A 20,510-nucleotide genomic window follows, 5' to 3' on the forward strand; every position below is an offset into this window, starting at 1 on the left:
ATAAATTTTAAGATTATTTAGTAATTATTAAGTAGTTATTATTACTTATTTCGCTCAAATATTTTTTATTTGAGTTGTGATTAATTATATATTAAGTAATCGGTGTGCGGGTATGTTAGAATTTGATAGGGCTTGTTAAAAATTGACAAATGAATTCTAATTATTTTATAATTCAAATCAAAAATCTACGGCTGTTCTCTGGAGTGAATTATCTATATTACGCCGAACATTCAGCTATCATTTAATGTTTCTTAAATATATAAAACTTCGAATTTACATTCTTTTATCGTACTACCTTTCTTACTCTTAGAGCATTAAGCTTGGTGAGTGCTTCATCTTTAGTTATATTGTACATATTGGCATGTTGTTCTAAGCTTAGGCTATTAGGTCCAAATAGTTCAATCATATCAAGCATTTTTAGCTGATGTTTAATAGCTGATATATCTACGTATAAATAATCCATATTTATTGATAGGATAGAGCACTTAGTAGCATTGATAAGTAGATATGAGTCATGATGAATTTCACAACCTAGTCCATCGGCATAGCCAATATTTAAAATAGCTATAGTCGTATCTTTATTACAGAAATATTCATTACCATAGCTTATATATTCTCCTTTGGGGATATCTCTGATAGAGATAATACAAGCTTTAAGAGATAAACTAAACTTGATTTCTTTAGGTTCTTGATCATAGCCTAATACTGCCGAGCTAGAACGGATATACTCTTGTTGAAAATCAGTATCAAAAAGAGAAACTGGTGAGTTAGAAAAAGTATATTTAAGTTTGGTTTCTTCAGCTAACGAAAGAATTTTATCAATATATTTTTTAGATCTATCATAGCCATTATAGCCAGTTGGAATATGTGAGAATAATATTATGTTTGAAAATCCGAAACTTTTTAGCATATCAAGATGTTTTATAAAGTCATCTCTATAAAAACCAAATCTTCCCATACCACAATCAAAATCAAGCATAACTTGTTTCGATTTATTATCTTCATATTTTATATAGTCTTTGATTAGTAATTCATTACCAAGTATAGGAATAACATTTTTAGGTATCTTAAAGTTAAAGCATTCTGCATATATGCCACTTAGGAAAACTATATCTTTTGTACAGCCCAAATTCTTTAGAACATAATACTCTTCTATACGAGCTATGCCATAAGCATCAACTAAATCATTAGTTACCTTATAGATGTTTTCTATGCCTACACCATAAGCATTAGCTTTGACGATAAACATTGTTTTTGAGTGAGGATTTTTATTACGAAGATACTCAATATTTGACTTTACTAATTTGCTATTTATTTCTACTATAGGACTTAAATTCATAAAAGATCAATGTTGATGAAAAATAATCTATCTTTATTAATGTTAACAGGTTTGATAATTATATCAGTAGATTCTGTGAGAAATTTGCCTTCTTTAGCTGTATTTGGCGAGTATTTACCATTATTTTTTATAATTGGTGTTGTATTTTTTCTTATACCTGTAGCATTTATTTCAGCTGAGCTTAGTGCAAACTTTGCTGATCAACATCAAAATGGAATCTTTCAGTGGTGTTCAAAGGGTATTAGTGATAATGCCGGTATGTTTGCAATTTGGGCACAATGGAGTAGTAATGTAATCTGGTTTCCTGCTAGTTTGCTATTTATGTCATCCACTATATGTTCTGTGTTTGGTTTCGTGAGTCCTCTAGCTATTGCTAGTATTATGGTAACTTTGTATTTGTTAATAATGGTTGTTAATCATTTTGGTGTCAAAGAATCTGCGGTAGTATCGTTTATATGTATGATTCTTGGAGTAGTAATTCCTGTTTTGGTACTTTTTATATTTCTTGGTTTTTGGTTGGTTAAAGGATATCCTCTAGAGCTCAAAATATCCCAGATATCATTTAATCTATCAGCACTGAAAGATATATCTGCATTAACGGTAGTTATTATTTCTTTTTTGGGGATAGAGTTATGTTCAGTATATGTTCCGATGCTAAAAGATCCTCAGAAAACATTTACTAGAGCAATTTTCTTAGCAGTAGTATTTATTGTATTAATGATGTTTTTGGGAGCTTTGACTATAGCTTTTCTAATTCCAGCTGGTTCTATAAGTTTATACAATGGTCTTTTTGAGACTTTTAAGATTGGTTTTGAAAGACTAGGCTTATCAGCTGCAATGCCTTTGATTAGTATTGGCTTAGTTTTAGGAGCATTTGGCTCGGCTATCAGTTGGGCTTTAAGTCCTGCTGTGAGTTTGCGCCAAGCTGCTGAAAGAGGCTACTTACCAAAGAGATTTTCTACTAATAACAGCTATGGCGTTCCTAGTAATATTTTATATGTACAAGGGTTAGTTGTTATTGGATTATCATTGATGATAACTATGGTGAATAATATGAATTCTTTTTATTGGGTGTTAATATCACTTAATACAGAAGTATATTTGACTATGTATATTTTGATGTTTTTAGCAGCGTTACGACTTAGAAAAACAGCTAAAAAAACTATTATACACAATGAGCTGATTTTTTATAGTTTATGTATTATGGGTATTTTAGGTATCCTAGTTGCTATGATAGCAGGATTTGTCATGCCGAAGAATTTGATAAGTATCGATTCATTGACTTATGCAGGATTATATTTATGTGGATTCTTATTTGTTTGCTCATTATTCATGCTTTTTGTTTATTGGCGAAATAAGCACTTGAGAGATCAATTATAAAATATTTATGTGTATAATTCGTAATTTTTCAGTCACATTTTATCAAAATCTTATAATTTTTGAAATTTCTCTATTTAGCTCTGGCAGGAACATGTACTTTAATAGTGAGCGTAAAAAATTTAGTTTTCTATAATCTTTTGAATATATATTAAGATTATCGTACATCTTTGAAATACAGGCTTTTATTGAGCTTGGTGTATAATTCATCAGTTTTGCTATTTGATTATATTCTAGATTATGCTCAATTAGATACTTAAGAGTCTGGTATTCTTTAGCTGTGAATTTAAGTGTTTCAAAATAATATTTAAACTCAATTATTGGTACATCGTTGAGTGTATAAATTCTACATTTAATTAAATCATTATCTTTTAGAATCTTAATTCTGACCAAAATATAGTTTTTACCATCCTCATCATAAAATGGTATTTTCTCTGTTAGAATTGTTATTGGTTCAATACTTGTTTGATTTGCTAGTGACTCGGTTGAGAGATAGTACGATTTCGAATCAATTGATATTTTCTCTCCAATAGCATAATCATATACATCATCTTTCCACAATTCTATATCTTGATCTGACAGGCCTTGCAATTCTTTTAGACTAGCTACTCCTGTCGACTTTAAGAACATGTGATTACAAGTTATTACTTGTCCTTTAGCATTTTTTATGGCATAACCAAAAGAGCAGTGTTTATTATTATTAACTATATCTGTAGCAGTTTTAAGGTTAATTAGCTTATCTACTAACATTTTTAGCTATTCAAAATATCAATTTGATCTAGAGTTTAGCTAAAATATTTGATTATAACAAGTTAGAGGAAAAGAGATTTGGGTCAAATAATTGAGATATTTTAATCTTCAACAATATTATCTTTATTAGCAGTTTCTTTACAATATGCCACATAACGCTTATCAGTAACTACAATATAGAATATAGCCCCAGCAATTGCATTAATTATATAGTTTTCTACAGGAGCTGTAGCACATATAAATATTATAAAAGGAAGTACTAGTATCATTAGAGTTTTGATGCCGACACGTTTATATTCAAAAAAGCAGAATATAATAACTAGTACAGCGAGGATCACGCCGAGATAAATATTAGATAAAATATCAACAGTATTTAATAGGAGTGTTAAAAGTACAAATACAACTAGACCAAATATTCTTAATTTAGGAGCAATAGCACCCATACTAACAGGGGCTGCCATATAACCAATAATATTGAAACCTGTGACAAATAGCATCAAAGCAGCCCAGTTATCAGCAAACATCAAGAAGATTGCACATAAAATAAAGTTAGCAATAAGTGATCTTCTCGAAATATTAACTTTTTGATTTATTTTAGCAAAAAATCTTGGCATTTGACCTTCAGCAGACATCGCATATAACATTCTAGAAGAAGCACCAAGATAACTATATCCAGTTGCAGAAGGGCTAACAATACTATCGATGATTAATAGTACGGCAATATATCCTAGTCCTATCATTGTTGCAACTTGTAGTAAAGGAGACTCGAAATCTAGTCCTGCCCAACCACCTTTTTCAATAAGGTAGCTATGCGGTACAGCTTCCATAAAGGCATATTGTAAAGCAATATAAAGTATTAAAACTATTGTTAGCGATAGTATTATTGCTATAGGAACATTTCTAGATGGGTTTTTGATTTCACTACTATAAGCAACTACTATCTGGAAACCATTGAATGTATACACAAGTCCACCTGCGACAATTGCAGTAAGAGCATTATAAGCTGTAAAGTTATTATTAGGTATCTCTGGAGATAATAGGCTATGATGTTCACCACTATGTGTAAACGCGTAAACAATAAATATAACGACTATAAGCGCGGGCACAGTCATCTTGAATATGGTTATACCATTATTAACACTAGATAGGAGTTTTACACCATAAAAATTAATAATTAGGTAAAGAAAAAGGATAAATAAAGATAGTATTATCCCATAAGTTGAGATAACACCACCATTCATTAACCAGCTAAAACTTTTTAGCCCGGCCAAATATTGGGTAGTTGCTTGCGCCTCTGTGGAGATCATAACTACAACACCAAACCAGTTGGCAAATGCAAAAGGCATTGCGAATAAGCTGTTATGAGAAAGGGCGCTAGATCTTGTAGTAGCTCCTCTTACCGGGAAGACCGAAACAACTTTTGCTAGACATAGTCCAACCATCATAATCACAATTGATGCTAGTACCCATGCCAAAAATGCCCAGTTCCCAGCTGCTTTTGCTGTAAGCTGGGCACTAAATAGCCATCCTGAGCCAACCATGGATGTCACTCCAATAAGTACAGCACTCAGCAGTGATATTTTCTTCGAATTAATCGTCCCCATTATAAGTTTTCCTATTTTTAAAAAATACACAGGTAATTTAGAATATACACTCTAATCGAGCTATTTAGCAATAGAGTTATTTGTTAAACTGAAAAATTAGAAGGTAAAGTTTTTGCTAATACCAGTATAAAATCCTGCTGGACTATTTTGACCTTGAAGGTTGACTTGATAAGGAGAAGAGTTTGTTTTAATAGGTTGATATTGTTGATTATAGAGTGGACCATAGTTACTAACATAGGGGCTTAGATTTTTATCATACTTGAAGTCCGGTTGTTCTATGGATCCCGTGTAAGGGTAGGTGATGGCACTGCAGTTGCTAGATTTATGCTAAGTAAGTATGAAAAGAATACAAGTAGTTTATATCTATGCATCATCTGCTTATCCTTAAATCGAGTAAAATAGTAAATTTAATGGAGAGAAATGTAATGTTTCTTTGAAGGGGCTATCAACTTTCTTAATATATTTTTTTACCATTTTATAATGGATATTGTTGATTTTCTCTAATGGCTTAAGCTTTTTGTTCAGGCTTATCTTTTTGTAATGTTGTAACCATTGATTAGCTATATTTCTAAAATCTTCATTAGAAATAGTAGGTGTGATCTTATTATTAAACGAGATCTGATTATAAAAATGTTTAGGCATACAGAAAATATGTCTTATTATCTCATTATTAATATTAACTTGTTTAATCAAAGATTCATCAGTTGCTGCAAAATCATTCAGATACATCATTTTCAAAGTTTCTATACCTAGGAAATTATTAGATATATGGCACGTAAAATTTCTTTCTGTAGCACTACTATTATCTATAGATATACTTATATCATCTGCTAAATGCTTGTATAGAGTTTTAGCATCAAAAACTTCAGCTAATTTTTTTAGTTGAGGAGATGAAATACTTTTATCATTATTTAAGTTATTTACTTCTTTTAGCCACCAATTCATTTTTTCATTAGCAATCTCAATATTATTGTATAGCTCGGTGCATGAAATTATTTGAGACTTTATTTGATCAAGGAGATAAAGAATCTCTTGTTTTCTTGTACTAAGTTTACGATATGCAAAGTAAACTACCGATCCATATGGGGGAAGCTTTTCATTAGGATAGTTAAAGTAGTTGTATTGCATATTTATACCTTTTTGAATGCGACAATATAATTAACATCGGTATCCTTACCAAGCTTAAAGCTATCAGTGATTGGATTATAGTGTACACCGATTATTTCGATGGCACTAAAACCATATTTTTCGGCTGTTTTTATAAGTTCATAAGGTTTAATAAATTTAGTGTATTGGTGTGTTCCCTGAGGTACCATTTTTAAGATGTGTTCGGCAGCAACTATAGATAATAAATATGACTTAAGATTTCTATTTAATGTTGATGCAAAGAATAATCCATCTTTTTTGATAAGTTTTGAAATAGAAGCAATAATACTTTCAGGGTCTGGAACATGTTCCAACATTTCCATACAAGTTACAACATCAAATTGAGTATTACTGTTAGTAACAAAATCTTCAATAGTGGAATTTATATACTCTATCTCAAGATTACTTAGCTTTGCATGCTCCTTAGCTACACTAATAGCTTGTGAAGAAGCATCTAATCCATAGGTATTATTAGTTTGTTTTTTTAATGATTCTGTTAGAATTCCACCACCACAACCTATATCAATAATTTTCTTATCATCTAAGTCTATATGTTTTTTGATAAATTCTAATCTTAAAGGGTTTACTTGGTGTAGGGTTTTTAATTTTCCATTTGGATTCCACCAATCACTGGCTAAACGAGAAAATTTATCAACTTCATTATTATCTATATTGCTCATGCTTAGTATTTTTTATTCGATATATACTTTTTAAATAATATCAAAGATATAGTATCTAAGAAAATTTTTATTAGAGTTTTTGATACTAATTTACTATAATAGGGTTTGTATATTTTTGCCAACCTGAAATAAGAGACTAAACTTTAATGAAATCAAATGTTAAGAACATTTTAATATTGTCAGTTATTGGGATGACTTTGGGTAGTTGTTCCAGCATGAAAGCAACTAAAGATAATCGTGATCCTTTTGAGAACTATAATCGATCAATGTATGCTTTTAATGATAAAGCTTATGAGACATTAACTCCAGCAGCAAATGCTTATGATGCTACTGTTCCAGATTCGTTCAAGAGTGGTATATTTAATATATTCCAAAACTTAGCAGAGCCTGCGAGAATTGTTAACGATTTATTCCAAGGTGAATTAAGTTATGCTGGTGATGATAGTGTAAGGTTCTTAACAAATACGACTTTAGGGCTTGTAGGTTATTTTGATGTCGCTGATAGTTGGTTTAATAAGCCAATGAGATATCACCAGAAGTTTGCAGTTACTCTACATAAGTGGGGTGTATATGATGATAATGAGGCATCTCCTTATGTCGTATGGCCTTTGATTGGACCAGGTACTTTAGAAGACGTTACAACAGGTGTAGATGCATTATTTAATCCATTGACGTATATATTTTTCTTCGCACCTGTAGCACCAGCTATTTCTTGGGGTGTGAGTGTTGGTACTACTGGTACATATTATGTAAACCAAGGTGTATCATACTTGCCTTCTTATTCGAATTTGAAAGAGGTATCAGTAGATCCATATATAGCAATGAGAAATGCTTATTTGCAAAGCTATGACTATGGTATAGCTAAAGTGCTTAAGCAAGAACTACGTAAAGATGATGCAGCACTTCAGACAGATATGGCAGTACTTGGTGTATTAGGAATGGATAATGATAATATAGAAGGCAAAATTGCTACGACTGGTTCAGCAGCTGCTAAGTCTTCAGAACCTCCAGCAATATTCAAGAGTAATATAGGAACTATTAATAAAGCTACTCAAGTTCAAGAAGCATTTGATCAGACCTATTCAAAAGATAGTAGTGCTCTTGACTTAGCTCATATGGATAAAGATGACACTATAGAAACTGAGTCAGAAAAACTTCAGACTCAGATTAATGATGCTAAAGCTGACTTACCAGGAGACGCAGATTCTCCAGCAGCTACTTTACAAACTCTTGCTGAACAAGGCTAAGTTGTTACATTCTTTTAAAAAAATTATAAATCTATCTTTATTTTCATTTCTTAGTTATAGAGACTATACATCTAACGACGTACCTAGCTCACAGATATAAGAGCAATCAATAGGAATTATATTTTTTGAAGTGATTTTACTTAACTGGCTAATAGCAATAATGTCACTGTCTATATGACATTGTGTAAGATATATGTTGTGCTTTGTAACTAGTATATTTACGTACAAACCAAATGCGGAGCTAAAATCCTTATCATAAGTATTAGCCAGTATGAAGTGATTATCTCCGAGATTTTAATATTAGGTAAAGAACTAGATATATTCGTTTTTAATCTTGATGAGTAGTTGTTATCTGATAAGTATTAATTACTACATTATTTCTGTCTTAAATTTTTATAGTAGTTTGATGTTGAGGAAGCTGCTAGAATAATAAGTTCATTATCACCTATGCGCGATTCATGATCATTTTATATTTTTGTATGATTTAAAGAATGACTCAAGTATAAGAAATATTGGTTTTGATTCAATGCTATGGTGTGTAGTAATTATTTAACTTCATTAGTAGCGATAGTTTTCATTGCTATAGCATGAAGTTCACCAGAAAGGATGTACTCGTTTATTTTAGAGTATACCAATTGCTGTCTTTTAACTTTGCTTTTCATATCGTTAAAATCATCAGCAATTATAGTAGCTGAAAAATGTACATTATCATCACTTTGAATATCGGCGTTACAGTTTGTTAGTGAATTTTCTAAAATATCTTTAAGTTGTTCTTTTGTCATATTTTCTCCCAATATTACTAAATTATGTATTCTTCTAATATAGTATTTGCACCATGAACCTTCGCTAAAGAAAGTGTTTTTTGATCAATATTTTCTAGCTTTAGTTGTATATTATTTTTTTTAGCACATTTTATATATTCAATTATTAGTGATAAACCTGAGCTATCGATTTTTTTACATTTTGAAAAATCAATAATCCATATGTCACCTAGCTTAGTTAGTTCTTTTTTATATGTTTTATAGAGTTGAGAAACTGTTTTTAGTGTCAGTTCTGATTCTATAATCCATTTATTATTATTTATCTTTATCATTCTATACTTTGAAGATTATAGTTCTTATCTAAAAGTTTCGGATATGTTTTTTCTTTGATTTTTTGAGTAACTTTTTGAGCAGCTTCTGTCATCTCTGGAACAGTTTTGTAGGCTGCAAATTGTTGTTGATATGTTCTTAGAATACTTACACCAGCAACATCAAAGTCATATATATGCCATTGATTATCTTTTTGGAACATTTTCACTGCAAAGTCTGAGCTTTGATTGTTATCAATGTTAGTAATTTTACCATTTACAACAACTATAGGTTTTTTCTCCCAGCTATTATCATCCTTATTGAATGGGAATAATGTCAATCTATATTTTCCAGCGTAGGCAACATTTTTAGCATACATAAATGCTAACATTTCAGTTGCCGAACGTATAAATTGTTTTTGTTCCTCTGGAGTCGCTTGTTTCCATTTTGGAGTACCAACTACAAGTTGTGCAATCACTTTAGGTGCAACTATTGGAATAATTTCTGCATCAACAAGACGCAATAATTTATATGGGTCTTGTTTGTATTCATCAGCATTTTTGATTAGCTTATCTTGAGTTTGTACTATAGTTCTGTTGAGCATATCAACTGGATTTTCTATAGCCCAAGCACTTGATATAGTTAATACCATAATTATAAATAAAATTGAAATTTTACGTAGCATATTCAGTTTTCCTAGATTTAATTTACGAGCATAGATTTTAATACAAAAATAATATATTTAAAAGTAGCAAATCTTATCACTTACCTTTGTCGTCATCCTTTCCTGCGACAAAGGTATTTATTAATGATCCTAGATCTAAAGCAGATTGTGTATTTTCTAGCTCTATCACGCTACCTTGGTGTAGATACTTATCTTGCTCGGAGTTGCTCTCAGTATCACCAATACCCGCTATAGACATTATATCTTCACTAGGTGGAGTTAGTGCAACATAATTATCTCCTAAAATGCCTGACATTGCTATTGCAGCAGAGTAGTTAGCAGGAATTTTCTTATCGCTATTTATTGCTATAGAGACTGCTGCCATAAAGCCATTATAGGTTTTTTCTAATGAAATTTTTGTCACTCTACCTACTTCTACACCAGCAATTTTTACAGAAGCATTTGTGCGTAGAGATCCTACGTTCTTAAAATCTGCTTCAATTGTATATTCATTTGACCCAAAGGACTTAAAAGAGGTTCCACTTACTTTGAATGTTAAAAATATAAGGCATAAAACGCCTATAATGATAAAAATCCCTACAGAGGTTTCAAAATGCTTATTCCTCATTAAATTCCCCCAAACATGATTGATGTTAAAATTAAATCTGCACCTAAGACACTCATACAGCAATACACGACTGTCTTTGTAGTAGCTTTAGCTATACCGTTTGAATCAGCAGTACAATAATAACCTTGGTATAATGCTATCCATGCAGTTATGAATGCAAAAACCAAACTTTTAATAATGCCATTTGTAATATCTGAGATTGTGACAGATGATTGGATATTACTCCAGAACTCTCCATAACTTATCCCTAACCCAGCTTCTGCGAGTACAAACCCAGCAAGTATTGCAACTGTTGCAAAGATAAGAGCTAAGATTGGTCCACTAATTACACATGCCCAGAATCTTGTAGATAATATAAAGCTAATTGGATTAACATTCATAACCTTTAGGCTATTAATTTGATCTGTAGCCTTCATTAGCCCTATTTCAGATGTGATTGAGCTGCAAGCGCGTCCAGCAAAAAGCATTGCTGTAACTACAGGCCCCAGTTCTCTTAGAACACTTAATGCAACCATCACACCTAGTAGCGAGTGAGCTCCAAATTTTGACAATGTGTAATAACCTTGTAGGCTTAATACTAATCCTATAAAAATCCCAGATGTCACTATGATAATAACAGAGTTAACGCCAACTGCTTTTATCTGAGTTATGCAATCTCTTATGCTTAATTTACTAAAAACTATTCTTAACACAAGATCAATAGATTTTAAAAAACTATATATCAGTGAAATTGTAAGTTTATATATATTATTAAAAACTGACATAATTACCTCAAAATTTCTTTATAAAAGAAGTTTTTATCTACAGAGTTTTTACTGTTATTCTCTAGAGGCCTACCAGCCAAAAAATCTTGTATTTGTTTATCTTTACTATTCTTTATATTTTCAGGAGTATCGCTGGCTATGACTTTTTTGTTGCCGACTATGATAATGTGATCAGAAATGCTCAATGATTCTTGTATATCATGTGAGACAATTAAAGAAGTCATTCCTAATGATTCATTTAGTGTTGAAATAAGCTCTAACAACTTGTTAAAAGAAGCGGGATCTTGACCTGTAAATGGCTCATCATACATCATAATATCTGGATCCATCGCTATGGATCTTGCTAATGCGACTCTGCGTGCCATTCCTCCAGATAGTTCACTGGGCATCATATCAATAGTATGAGCTAATCTAACTGCTTGGAGTTTGAGTAAAACGATATTTCTAATCAATTCTTCGCTTAGGTTGGTATTTTTTCGTAAAGGAAATGCGATGTTATCATATACACTTAGATGAGTAAAAAGTGCACCAGATTGAAAAAGAAAGCCCATCTTCTTACGTAGTTGAGCAAGCTGCTTTTCTTTGGTATTTTTTTTAATGATGTTATTAGCGATATGTATCTCGCCAAGATCAGGTTTAATTAATCCAGCAATAAGTTGCAATATGGTAGTTTTGCCAGCTCCTGATGGACCCAGAACAGTTGTTATTTTATCTGTGGGGATCGAGAATGTGATATCATTATAGATACAGCGTTCACCTCTGTAGAAGGAGACATTTTTGAATTCAATGTTGTTCATTATTATAAATGATAATTAATTGAATGGGATATTAACTTCAATTATTGAATTTTTGCTACTATCTTCAACTTTTATATCAATATCACGAATATTATCTTCAGATAAAGCAACATATTTCTTAACAACTTCAATGATTTCATCTTTAAGTTCAGCAAGTAAGTGACTACTGATTTTTGAAGATCTTGGATGTAGTTCATTTCTTTGATGAGCAACAATGATTTGAAGCCTTTCTTTTGCTAAAGAAGCACTTTGTTGTTTTTTACCTAATCCAAAAAGTTTAGCCAACATATTACGATTTACCTATTAATTTTTTAAAGAAGCCAGTTTTTTGCTCAGTGTATCTCATTGGAATCTCTTTACCAAGAATTCTATCAACAGCATCAAAGAATGCTTTGGCAGCTATGGTATCATTAAGATGAGTAATTGGATGCCCACTGTTTGAAGCTTCAAGAATATCTTTAGATTCAGGAATTATTCCTACGATGGGTGTATATAATATTTCGCTAACATCCTCAGCTTTTAGCATAGCTCCTGCCTTTGCTCTAGCTGAATCATATCTATTAAGAAGTAAATGGATTTCTTTAAATTCGCCTTCTTTTTGAGCCTTCAGAGTTTTACTTGATAACATTCCTAATATTCTATCAGAGTCTCTTACAGATGAAACTTCAGGATTGGTTACTATGATTGCCGCATCAGCGCATCTCATAGCCATTAGAGAACCTTTCTCAATACCAGCAGGAGAGTCGCATATAATGATATCAAAAGAATTTTTTAATTCTTCAATAAGTTTATCAACCCCTTCTTCTGTCAAAGCATCTTTATCTCTAGTTTGGGAGGCAGGAATAAGATAAAGATTATCTATTCTTTTATCTTTAATAATAGCCTGATTTATAGTGGCTTCTTCTCTTACAACATTTATCAAGTCATAAACGACTCTTCTTTCACAACCCATAATAAGGTCGAGGTTTCTTAAACCAACGTCGAAATCAATAACAACTGTTTTAAGGTTTCTTTTTGCAAAAGCATATGCAATAGCTGCACTCGAAGTTGTTTTGCCAACACCGCCTTTACCTGAAGTAACTACGAAAACCTTACCTTGCTTTTTTTCACTCATTTTAGCTTAAGCCTCTTATTAAAAATTTTAAAAACCTTCTATATGGATTTTGTCATCTTGTAAGTACACTATATATCCATCAGTTTTAGAACTGTCAACAGGTATACTTTCATTATTAAGTGTAACATATTTACCTGCAATAGATACTAACTCTGCTTTTAAGTCCTTACATACTATTTTAGCATCTTTATTCCCTGAGCTACCAGCAATTACTCTACCACCAACTCTACCATATACAATGATGCTACCATCAGCAATGATTTCGGCACCATTGTTAACATTTGCAGTAACAATTACGTCAGCATCACGAGCATTGATCGATTGACCAGTACGAACAGGAGAAGTGATTATTTTTGTTGAATAAGATTGTTTTTCATCCTCGGCGTTTGCATCTTTAGCTTTCCCGCCTTTAAGTATGTTATGCCCAGCTTTAGCTAGTTGAGTTTTTATTTCTTTATTATCAACTACAAAACCTATAGGAACCATACCGTTAGCTTTGAATGATTCAATAACTTTTTCTAAGAAGTTGATAGTGCACTTTTCACTTTTATCTATATCGCGAATATCAATCGCAAAAGGAGTGTTTTGGAAAAAAGAGGGTGACTGCGAAAGCTTAGAGTTTAGTAAACTCTCAATCTGTGTAATTTCAGTTACATTAATGTTAATGGCACTGATAGTATAGTTACCACCTTTAAAATGAAAAGCTTGCTTCATGTGTAAGGCCTTAAAGTTTAAGAATGTATCTTATTTGATTTTAGCTTCTTTATACATTACGTGCTTACGAACAACAGGATCAAATTTTTTGATTTCCATCTTGTTTGGCATTTCTCTTTTGTTTTTAGTAGTAGTATAGAAGTGTCCAGTTTTAGCAGAAGAAACTAATCTAATTTTTTCTCTCATTTTTTTATTCCTTTTTATAAAAAACTTTGATTAAATTTTGTGGCCTTGAGCTCTAAGATCACTAAGAACAGCATCGATACCTTTTTTATCAATAATTCTCATACCTTTTGAGCTAACTTTTAGTTTGATATATTTATTTTCACTTTCAACCCAAAATCTATGAGTATGAAGATTAGGTAAAAACCTTCTTCTTGTTTTGTTTTGTGCGTGAGAAACATTATTACCAGTAGCAGGTCTTTTACCTGTAACTATACAAACTTTAGACATCTAGAAACCCTCCCTGGGCAAATTTATTTATTATTTTTATACAATATCTCGAAGATTTTATTATTTTTTGTCTAAAAAGTAAACCAGTAATATGAATAAGTTTTATTGTTTTATCTACGCATAATAGCTTTTGAGGTTATACTATAGGAGTTCCACCGGCTTGCTCCGAGTCTAAAATATTACTATTGTAATTAAAGTTGCCTTCTCCTTCATAGGCTTGAGCAGTAGTTGGGTTAATGTATCTTGATGGAGTGCTCGGGTCATAATCTATTTTGTCATTTGCATTGTTTGATGATGAGTTTTGTTGTTTGGATTTATTCATCATGCTAGAGCCTGAAGTAGCAATCGTAGAACCGGAGCTTACATTTTTTTCATCTGGTAAGTATAAAGCACCAGTCTGACCACAGGCTGTTAATCCTAAAATTAATGCAATTGAAATCGCAATAAAAACTTTTTGTTTCATAATATTTATGCTTTTAGTTATAAATAGATTATTCAAATTTAACAATAAATGATTGTATTAGCAATTGAATTGTTAATTTGACTTTTGAGATGTTAAAATTCAATTCAGTCGACTTTCTGGTTTAAAAGTTTATGCAATTTAATGAAGTCAAAGGTGTCGGTGAGGCAACTATTAAAGCGCTAGCTAAATATAATCTGTATAATCCGGATGACCTTTTGACAATTTTCCCTAAAGAGTACAAAGATACTCGTTTTGTAAGCTCAATAAATTCTTTGGTGGCAGATAAGAAGTATCTTGTCGAGGGTAGAGTAACCAATTTAACATACAAGAAGTTTGGTAAGAAATTTTTACGCTTTATAGTAAATGATGAGACTGGAATTTGCACTATTGTGATGTTTGAATTTTACCCTAATCAAATAGTTGCGCTTGAAAATGCTGAATATGTGCGCTGTTATGGCAAAGTCGATTTATCTTTGAATCCACAAATGGTTCATCCAGAATGGGCGGTTATAAAAGATGGTGAGTGTGCTATCAAAAAAGAATTTTCACCAGTTTATCGCTTGAAAAAGGTCTCTGATAAATTAGTGTCTAGAATAGTTTTATCTTGCATTAAGAATAAAAGTGTTGCAGATATCTTACCAAGACAGCTATTGCGTGGATTTGGTTTGATGAGTTTTAATGATGCCCTGTATTATGTCCATGCTCTTACAGATTCTATAGATAACAAACTTATAAATATTGCTAGATCTTCTATAAAGTTTGAAGAAATGCTTGCCTACAAACTTGCTGAGGAGAGTATTCGTAAAAGCATAACAAATAGTAGTGCTCCAAGATTGTCTTTAGAAAAGTCTCAGCAAAATGAATTTTATAAAAAGCTACCGTATCAATTGACTCAGGCTCAGCAACGTACAATCACAGAGATTTTAGCGGATATAAGTCAATCAAATGCTATGATAAGGCTTCTGCAAGGTGATGTTGGAGCGGGTAAAACAATTGTGGCTGCTATGGCTGTATATATTGCGGTTAAGTCTGGATATCAAGCAGTTGTGATGGCACCTACAGAGATTTTGGCTGAGCAACATTATAGTTTTTTTGCATCATATATGGCAGATTTCGATATTGAGGTTGTGCCACTATTAGGTAAATTAACTGCAAAGCAAACTAGAAAAAGTTTAGAAGTTATTAAATCTAAAAAAGATTGTGTTATTGTCGGAACTCATGCTGTGTTTCAAGAGCGTGTTGAGTATTGTAATTTGGGTTTGGTTGTTGTCGATGAGCAACATAGGTTCGGTGTTGAGCAGCGTTTAGCTTTAATTAATAAATCATCTCTAAATGATAAGAATTTGGCACCTCATCAGCTAATAATTTCAGCCACACCTATTCCTAGGACTCTAGCAATGACTCTATATGGGAATTTGCAATTATCAATACTTGATGAGTTACCACCTAATCGTAAACCTATAGTAACAACAGTTTTAAATAGGGCTAAAAAACAAAGTTTGATAGGTAAAGTTAAAGAAGCAGTATCTCGTGGTGAACAAGTATATTGGGTTTGTCCTTTGGTTGAAGAGTCTGAAAATATGGACTTTTTGCAAGATGTTAAAACTTTACATAAAGAACTAGCAGAAGCTTTAGGACAGGAAAATGTAGGTCTTGTATATGGCAGTATGAAGTCAAAAGATAAAATACAAGAGATGAATGATTTTAAAGCCAAAAAATACTCGGTATTAGTTGCTACTACAGTGATTGAGGTTGGAGTAGATGTGCCAAATGCAAGTATTATGATTATTGATAATGCCGAAAGATTGGGTATATCTCAGCTTCATCAGCTAAGAGGAAGAGTTGGTAGAGGGGCAAAGGAGAGTTATTGTATACTGCTTTATAGTGATAGGATAAGCGAAGTTGGCAAGAAGAGACTATCGCTTGTAAGAGAGTCGCAAGATGGTTTTTATTTGGCTGAGAAAGATCTCGAGATACGCGGAGCGGGGGATATTTTAGGCAAAGAGCAATCAGGGGTCTCAACATTTAAGACTTTTGATATAAATGAGTATTATGATAATTATGATAGAATATCTAGTGCTACAGCTATAGTGGAAAGTGAATATCCACATCTAAAAAAGAAATTGGTGGATAAGTGGTTTAAGCAAAGAGTAAATTACGTGGATGTGTAATTATTATGTTATTGGCTAGTGTGGTTGCAATTTTAATTGGTTTGATAGTTACTGTTGTAGTTGTTAGGGCTCTGTATAAGCATAGTGTTAGGAAAGGAACACTTAAATCTAAAAAAGATAAAGTTATTAATGGAGTTATCGTTGGCTTGGTGTTTTTTTGTGTAAGTAGTTTCTCATATGTGTTAATCATAAATATTTGAGGCTTGCTTGGTTGCTTTAAGAACTATAGCAAATGGATATAATAAGATTATAAACTTAAAAAATATTCGCTAATATTGGTATAATAAGGATGAATATTGTATTTAAAAACAAGAGGATTAGCTAATGGCTGTTATCAAGACAGAAGATCTAATAAATAGTGTTGCAGAAGCATTGCAGTATATTTCATATTATCACCCGAAAGATTTTATTGATGCAATGTATGAAGCGTACCAACGTGAGGAGTCAAAGCCAGCAAAAGACGCGATGGCACAGATTCTTATTAATTCAAGAATGTCTGCTATGGGTAAGCGTCCAATCTGTCAAGATACAGGTATGGTGTGTGCGTTCGTAAAAGTTGGTATGGATGCTAAGCTTGATAAAACTGATAGAACAATTACAGAGCTTGTTAATGAAGGTGTGCGTCGTGGTTATAATGATCCACATAACCCTTTGAGAGCTTCTATGGTTTTCCCACCTCATGGGGCTAGAAAAAACACAAAAGATAATACGCCAGCAATTGTACACATTGACTTGGTCCATGGTGATAAGATTGAGATTGATATCGCTGCAAAAGGTGGCGGATCTGAGTTTAAGTCAAAATTTAAAGTGCTTAATCCTAGTGATAGCATTATCGATTGGGTAGAAGAGATGCTTCCACAAATGGGAGCAGGTTGGTGTCCTCCAGGAATTATTGGTATTGGAATTGGTGGTACAGCTGAGAAAGCTATGCTTCTTGCAAAAGAGTCTCTAGGTGATGAGATTAATATGCAAGATATCATCAAAAATGGTCCTCAAAATGAGACTGAGCAACTAAGATTAGATATTTATAATCGTGTCAATGATCTTGGTATAGGTGCTCAAGGTCTTGGTGGTTTGACAACTGTACTTGATGTTAAGATTAATGAATACCCAACTCACGCAGCATGTAAGCCTGTAGCTCTTATTCCTAATTGTGCGGCTACTCGTCATGTGCATTTCACATTAGATGGTTTTGGAGCTGTTGATTTGCCAGCACCTAAGATCGAAGATTGGCCAGTAATCGAGCAAGCACAAAATGATGATGTTAAGAAAATCAATCTTGATACAGTTACTAAAGATGAAATCGAAGCTCTTAGATCTGGCGATAATGTTTTATTGACAGGTAAGATCTTGACTGGTCGTGATGCAGCACATAAGCGTTTACAGGATATGTATAATGCGGGTGAAGAGTTCCCTGTAGATCTTAAAGGTAGATTTATCTATTATGTAGGTCCAGTTGATCCAGTTGGTGATGAGGTGGTTGGTCCTGCTGGTCCTACTACAGCTACGCGTATGGATAAATTTACACCATTTATGTTAGAAAAAGCTGGTATTGCCGGTATGATTGGTAAATCAGAAAGAGGTCAGGCTACTATTGACTCTATTGCGAAAAACAAGGCTGTTTATTTTATGGGAGTTGGTGGGGCTGCTTACCTAATCTCTAAATCAATCAAGAAAGCGGAGGTTGTTGCTTTTGAAGATCTTGGTATGGAAGCTATCTATGAGTTTGAAGTAGAGGATATGCCAGTAACTGTTGCTGTAGACTCTCTTGGTGTTTCAGCGCATCAGCAAGGTCCTAAGCTTTGGAAAGCTAAGATTGCTGAAATCAAAAAAGGTTAATTCTATTTATATCATTCTGTATATTGTGTAAATTTATAATATCTATTTACTCCAGTAGTTTAGTCAGTTTTATTTTTCTAAGGTATAGTAAGTAATCGATTTGTGATGTTTTTAATGTTCAAAAAAATTAGAATTTAGTGACAAATATTATAGTGATAATACCAGCATATATGTGGTATATTAGAGTCACACTTCTTTTCATTTTTGATAGTTTAGGGAGCTAGATATGAAAAAAATGTTATTAATGTTACTATTGGCTTCTCCAGTACTTGTTTTTGCTGCAGATACGACAACAGATTCGAATACAAATGTAGATAATCAACAAGTAAAACAACAAAAATTTGAGGCTAAAAAGCAACAAATTCTTAAAATGTTACAAGAAAAACAAGCCTGTGTAGAAAAAGCTAATTCAAAAGATGATCTAAAAAAATGTAAAGTCCATGGTGGTAAAAAACATAAAAACAAAAAAGATTAATTTATAGTAGGTTTTGATTTTTTGTATAATAAGTTTTTGTTAGACTGTGATTTCTATTAAATTTTGTTCTGGGTCTAGCACACAGCTTTCATAGTATCCATCGCCTGTGGTTCTAGGTTCTCCTGTAATTTTGAAACCATCATTCTTTAGTTGTTCTGTTAGTTGATCTACTTTTTCTTTTGATCCTACTGATATAGCAAGATGGATTAATCCAAATCTTTCTTTAGAATTATCGAGATTTAAATTGTTCATGTTTTTTGAGTGCATAATTTCTAATCTTGTTCCAGATTCAAAAGATAAGAAATAAGAAGAAAATCCTTTTACAGAGTTTATATATTTATCATTTGATGTTGCATTAAAGTATTTACAATAAAAATCTTTCATTAGTTCAATATCTTTGACCCAAATTGCAATATGTTCTATTCTCATATATTGTGATTCCTTTGTTACATTGTAAATAACATTATAGCTAAGTTTAGCCATTAATCTTAAGTTGTATATGTGATATATTTTACTTTATTTGTTTTGAAAAAATAAATTGATGCATAAAGATAAAATATTTGAGTTTATAAAGAAAGTCCAAGCAATATCTCATACGGGTGTTGTTTATTCTAAATGTCCATATGCTTTGGATAATTATCATGAATTATTAGAGTTGAGCTCAAAGATGCTACATGAGTATATCAAATCTGATGTACAACCTTATGATATATATCGAGAGATGTATTATCCAACACCGCAACCAGGTGTGCGAGTTGTTATTTTTCAAAATAATAAGCTTCTAATGGCGGAAGATATGGATACGCTTGGTGAATGGACTATTCCGGGAGGGTGGTGTGATGTTGATCTTTCGCCAGTTGAAACATGTGTCAAAGAGGTTAAAGAAGAGACTGGTTATGATATTAAGGTGACTAAATTTTTAGCGCTTATGGATAGAAATAATTATACTCAAAGTGAAATTTATAATGTTTATAGTTTGGTATTTGTAGCAGAAATTGTAGGTGGTGAAAATAATCCAAATTTTGAGGTTAATAAAGTAGATTTCTTTGATGTTAATGAGCTACCAAAATTGTCGCATAAGCTTACAAAAGAAGAGTTAGATATTATATTGAAGACATATAAGGATGATACTGTTTATTTTGAATAAAAATTGTATATTGCGGGTTTACATTTGGTTATTAGATAAATAGTATTTGTGTAATGATTTATAAACTA

The 20,510-nt window shown here is 32.1% G+C and carries 25 protein-coding genes; 7 read left to right on the forward strand and 18 right to left on the reverse strand.

Annotation, left to right across the window (positions count from 1 at the left end; genetic code table 11):
- Positions 1 to 283: 283 nt before the first annotated feature.
- Complete coding sequence (gene alr, locus ACKTR7_RS04690; protein WP_407877237.1) at positions 284 to 1,339, reverse strand: alanine racemase; 1,056 nt, start codon at positions 1,337 to 1,339, stop codon at positions 284 to 286.
- 15 nt (positions 1,340 to 1,354) lie between these two features.
- On the opposite strand from alr, the gene ACKTR7_RS04695 reads away from it, so the two are divergent.
- Positions 1,355 to 2,719, forward strand: a complete 1,365-nt coding sequence (locus ACKTR7_RS04695) for an APC family permease (protein WP_369850790.1) — start codon at positions 1,355 to 1,357, stop codon at positions 2,717 to 2,719.
- Between the two features lie 42 nt (positions 2,720 to 2,761).
- Here the strand turns inward: ACKTR7_RS04695 and ACKTR7_RS04700 are convergent, their stop codons facing one another.
- From ACKTR7_RS04700 to ubiG, 4 genes are all read right to left on the reverse strand, one after another.
- Positions 2,762 to 3,466, reverse strand: a complete 705-nt coding sequence (locus ACKTR7_RS04700; RefSeq protein ID WP_407877238.1) for a hypothetical protein — start codon at positions 3,464 to 3,466, stop codon at positions 2,762 to 2,764.
- A gap of 101 nt (positions 3,467 to 3,567) precedes the next feature.
- Positions 3,568 to 5,070 carry an APC family permease gene (locus ACKTR7_RS04705; RefSeq protein WP_407877240.1) on the reverse strand — a complete coding sequence of 501 codons (1,503 nt, stop codon included), beginning with the start codon at positions 5,068 to 5,070 and terminating at the stop codon, positions 3,568 to 3,570.
- Between the two features lie 384 nt (positions 5,071 to 5,454).
- The gene (locus ACKTR7_RS04710) at positions 5,455 to 6,198 is read right to left on the reverse strand and encodes a hypothetical protein (RefSeq protein WP_407877241.1); all 744 of its coding nucleotides are present in this window, start codon (positions 6,196 to 6,198) and stop codon (positions 5,455 to 5,457) included.
- A 2-nt stretch (positions 6,199 to 6,200) separates the two neighbouring features.
- A complete protein-coding gene (gene ubiG, locus ACKTR7_RS04715) occupies positions 6,201 to 6,896 on the reverse strand; it encodes a bifunctional 2-polyprenyl-6-hydroxyphenol methylase/3-demethylubiquinol 3-O-methyltransferase UbiG (protein WP_407877242.1) in 696 nt (231 codons plus the stop codon).
- A gap of 146 nt (positions 6,897 to 7,042) precedes the next feature.
- Here ubiG and ACKTR7_RS04720 point away from each other — a divergent pair, with 146 nt between their 5' ends.
- Complete coding sequence (locus ACKTR7_RS04720) at positions 7,043 to 8,143, forward strand: MlaA family lipoprotein (RefSeq protein WP_407877243.1); 1,101 nt, start codon at positions 7,043 to 7,045, stop codon at positions 8,141 to 8,143.
- 545 nt (positions 8,144 to 8,688) lie between these two features.
- On the opposite strand, the gene ACKTR7_RS04725 is transcribed toward ACKTR7_RS04720, so the two are convergent.
- From ACKTR7_RS04725 to lptM, 12 genes are all read right to left on the reverse strand, one after another.
- A complete protein-coding gene (locus ACKTR7_RS04725) occupies positions 8,689 to 8,925 on the reverse strand; it encodes a BolA/IbaG family iron-sulfur metabolism protein (RefSeq protein ID WP_407877244.1) in 237 nt (78 codons plus the stop codon).
- A 17-nt stretch (positions 8,926 to 8,942) separates the two neighbouring features.
- A complete protein-coding gene (locus tag ACKTR7_RS04730; protein WP_222830069.1) occupies positions 8,943 to 9,236 on the reverse strand; it encodes an STAS domain-containing protein in 294 nt (97 codons plus the stop codon).
- The gene (locus ACKTR7_RS04735; RefSeq protein ID WP_044525604.1) at positions 9,233 to 9,898 is read right to left on the reverse strand and encodes an MlaC/ttg2D family ABC transporter substrate-binding protein; all 666 of its coding nucleotides are present in this window, start codon (positions 9,896 to 9,898) and stop codon (positions 9,233 to 9,235) included. The genes ACKTR7_RS04730 and ACKTR7_RS04735 overlap by 4 nt, the downstream gene beginning before the upstream one ends.
- 76 nt (positions 9,899 to 9,974) lie before the next feature.
- Complete coding sequence (gene mlaD / locus ACKTR7_RS04740) at positions 9,975 to 10,505, reverse strand: outer membrane lipid asymmetry maintenance protein MlaD (RefSeq protein WP_407877245.1); 531 nt, start codon at positions 10,503 to 10,505, stop codon at positions 9,975 to 9,977.
- Positions 10,505 to 11,269, reverse strand: coding sequence for an MlaE family lipid ABC transporter permease subunit (locus tag ACKTR7_RS04745; RefSeq protein WP_407877246.1), 765 nt, complete (start codon positions 11,267 to 11,269; stop codon positions 10,505 to 10,507). Before ACKTR7_RS04745 ends, mlaD begins: the two co-directional genes overlap by 1 nt.
- A gap of 2 nt (positions 11,270 to 11,271) precedes the next feature.
- A complete protein-coding gene (locus tag ACKTR7_RS04750; protein WP_407877247.1) occupies positions 11,272 to 12,066 on the reverse strand; it encodes an ABC transporter ATP-binding protein in 795 nt (264 codons plus the stop codon).
- 15 nt (positions 12,067 to 12,081) lie between these two features.
- Positions 12,082 to 12,354 carry a cell division topological specificity factor MinE gene (gene minE, locus ACKTR7_RS04755; RefSeq protein ID WP_004286522.1) on the reverse strand — a complete coding sequence of 91 codons (273 nt, stop codon included), beginning with the start codon at positions 12,352 to 12,354 and terminating at the stop codon, positions 12,082 to 12,084.
- Between the two features lies 1 nt (position 12,355).
- On the reverse strand, positions 12,356 to 13,180 hold the full coding sequence (minD, locus tag ACKTR7_RS04760; RefSeq protein WP_407877248.1) for a septum site-determining protein MinD: 825 nt from the start codon (positions 13,178 to 13,180) through the stop codon (positions 12,356 to 12,358).
- A gap of 27 nt (positions 13,181 to 13,207) precedes the next feature.
- The gene (gene minC, locus ACKTR7_RS04765) at positions 13,208 to 13,894 is read right to left on the reverse strand and encodes a septum site-determining protein MinC (RefSeq protein ID WP_222830066.1); all 687 of its coding nucleotides are present in this window, start codon (positions 13,892 to 13,894) and stop codon (positions 13,208 to 13,210) included.
- Positions 13,895 to 13,924: 30 nt separating this feature from the next.
- The gene (gene rpmG / locus ACKTR7_RS04770; RefSeq protein WP_004286519.1) at positions 13,925 to 14,080 is read right to left on the reverse strand and encodes a 50S ribosomal protein L33; all 156 of its coding nucleotides are present in this window, start codon (positions 14,078 to 14,080) and stop codon (positions 13,925 to 13,927) included.
- Between the two features lie 30 nt (positions 14,081 to 14,110).
- Positions 14,111 to 14,347, reverse strand: a complete 237-nt coding sequence (gene rpmB, locus ACKTR7_RS04775) for a 50S ribosomal protein L28 (RefSeq protein ID WP_222830065.1) — start codon at positions 14,345 to 14,347, stop codon at positions 14,111 to 14,113.
- 136 nt (positions 14,348 to 14,483) lie between these two features.
- Entirely contained in the window at positions 14,484 to 14,810 is a 327-nt protein-coding gene (gene lptM / locus ACKTR7_RS04780) for an LPS translocon maturation chaperone LptM (protein ID WP_407877249.1), read from the reverse strand.
- Between the two features lie 131 nt (positions 14,811 to 14,941).
- Between lptM and ACKTR7_RS04785 the strand changes: the two genes are divergently transcribed.
- The 4 genes from ACKTR7_RS04785 to ACKTR7_RS04800 all read left to right on the forward strand — a co-directional run bounded on the left by ACKTR7_RS04785 (position 14,942) and on the right by ACKTR7_RS04800 (position 19,295).
- On the forward strand, positions 14,942 to 16,981 hold the full coding sequence (locus ACKTR7_RS04785) for an ATP-dependent DNA helicase RecG (RefSeq protein ID WP_407877250.1): 2,040 nt from the start codon (positions 14,942 to 14,944) through the stop codon (positions 16,979 to 16,981).
- A gap of 5 nt (positions 16,982 to 16,986) precedes the next feature.
- Positions 16,987 to 17,181, forward strand: a complete 195-nt coding sequence (locus ACKTR7_RS04790) for a hypothetical protein (RefSeq protein ID WP_407877251.1) — start codon at positions 16,987 to 16,989, stop codon at positions 17,179 to 17,181.
- Between the two features lie 124 nt (positions 17,182 to 17,305).
- On the forward strand, positions 17,306 to 18,820 hold the full coding sequence (locus tag ACKTR7_RS04795; protein ID WP_407877252.1) for a fumarate hydratase: 1,515 nt from the start codon (positions 17,306 to 17,308) through the stop codon (positions 18,818 to 18,820).
- A 226-nt stretch (positions 18,821 to 19,046) separates the two neighbouring features.
- Entirely contained in the window at positions 19,047 to 19,295 is a 249-nt protein-coding gene (locus tag ACKTR7_RS04800; protein WP_222830062.1) for a hypothetical protein, read from the forward strand.
- Positions 19,296 to 19,334: 39 nt separating this feature from the next.
- Here the strand turns inward: ACKTR7_RS04800 and ACKTR7_RS04805 are convergent, their stop codons facing one another.
- Complete coding sequence (locus tag ACKTR7_RS04805) at positions 19,335 to 19,724, reverse strand: VOC family protein (RefSeq protein WP_407877253.1); 390 nt, start codon at positions 19,722 to 19,724, stop codon at positions 19,335 to 19,337.
- Positions 19,725 to 19,836: 112 nt separating this feature from the next.
- On the opposite strand from ACKTR7_RS04805, the gene ACKTR7_RS04810 reads away from it, so the two are divergent.
- Positions 19,837 to 20,442 (forward strand): NUDIX hydrolase N-terminal domain-containing protein, encoded by a 606-nt coding sequence (locus ACKTR7_RS04810; RefSeq protein ID WP_407877254.1) that lies wholly within the window; start codon positions 19,837 to 19,839, stop codon positions 20,440 to 20,442.
- Positions 20,443 to 20,510: the final 68 nt, after the last annotated feature.

The sequence above is a fragment of the Francisella sciaenopsi genome (assembly GCF_045862875.1).
Classification (GTDB): domain Bacteria; phylum Pseudomonadota; class Gammaproteobacteria; order Francisellales; family Francisellaceae; genus Francisella; species Francisella sciaenopsi.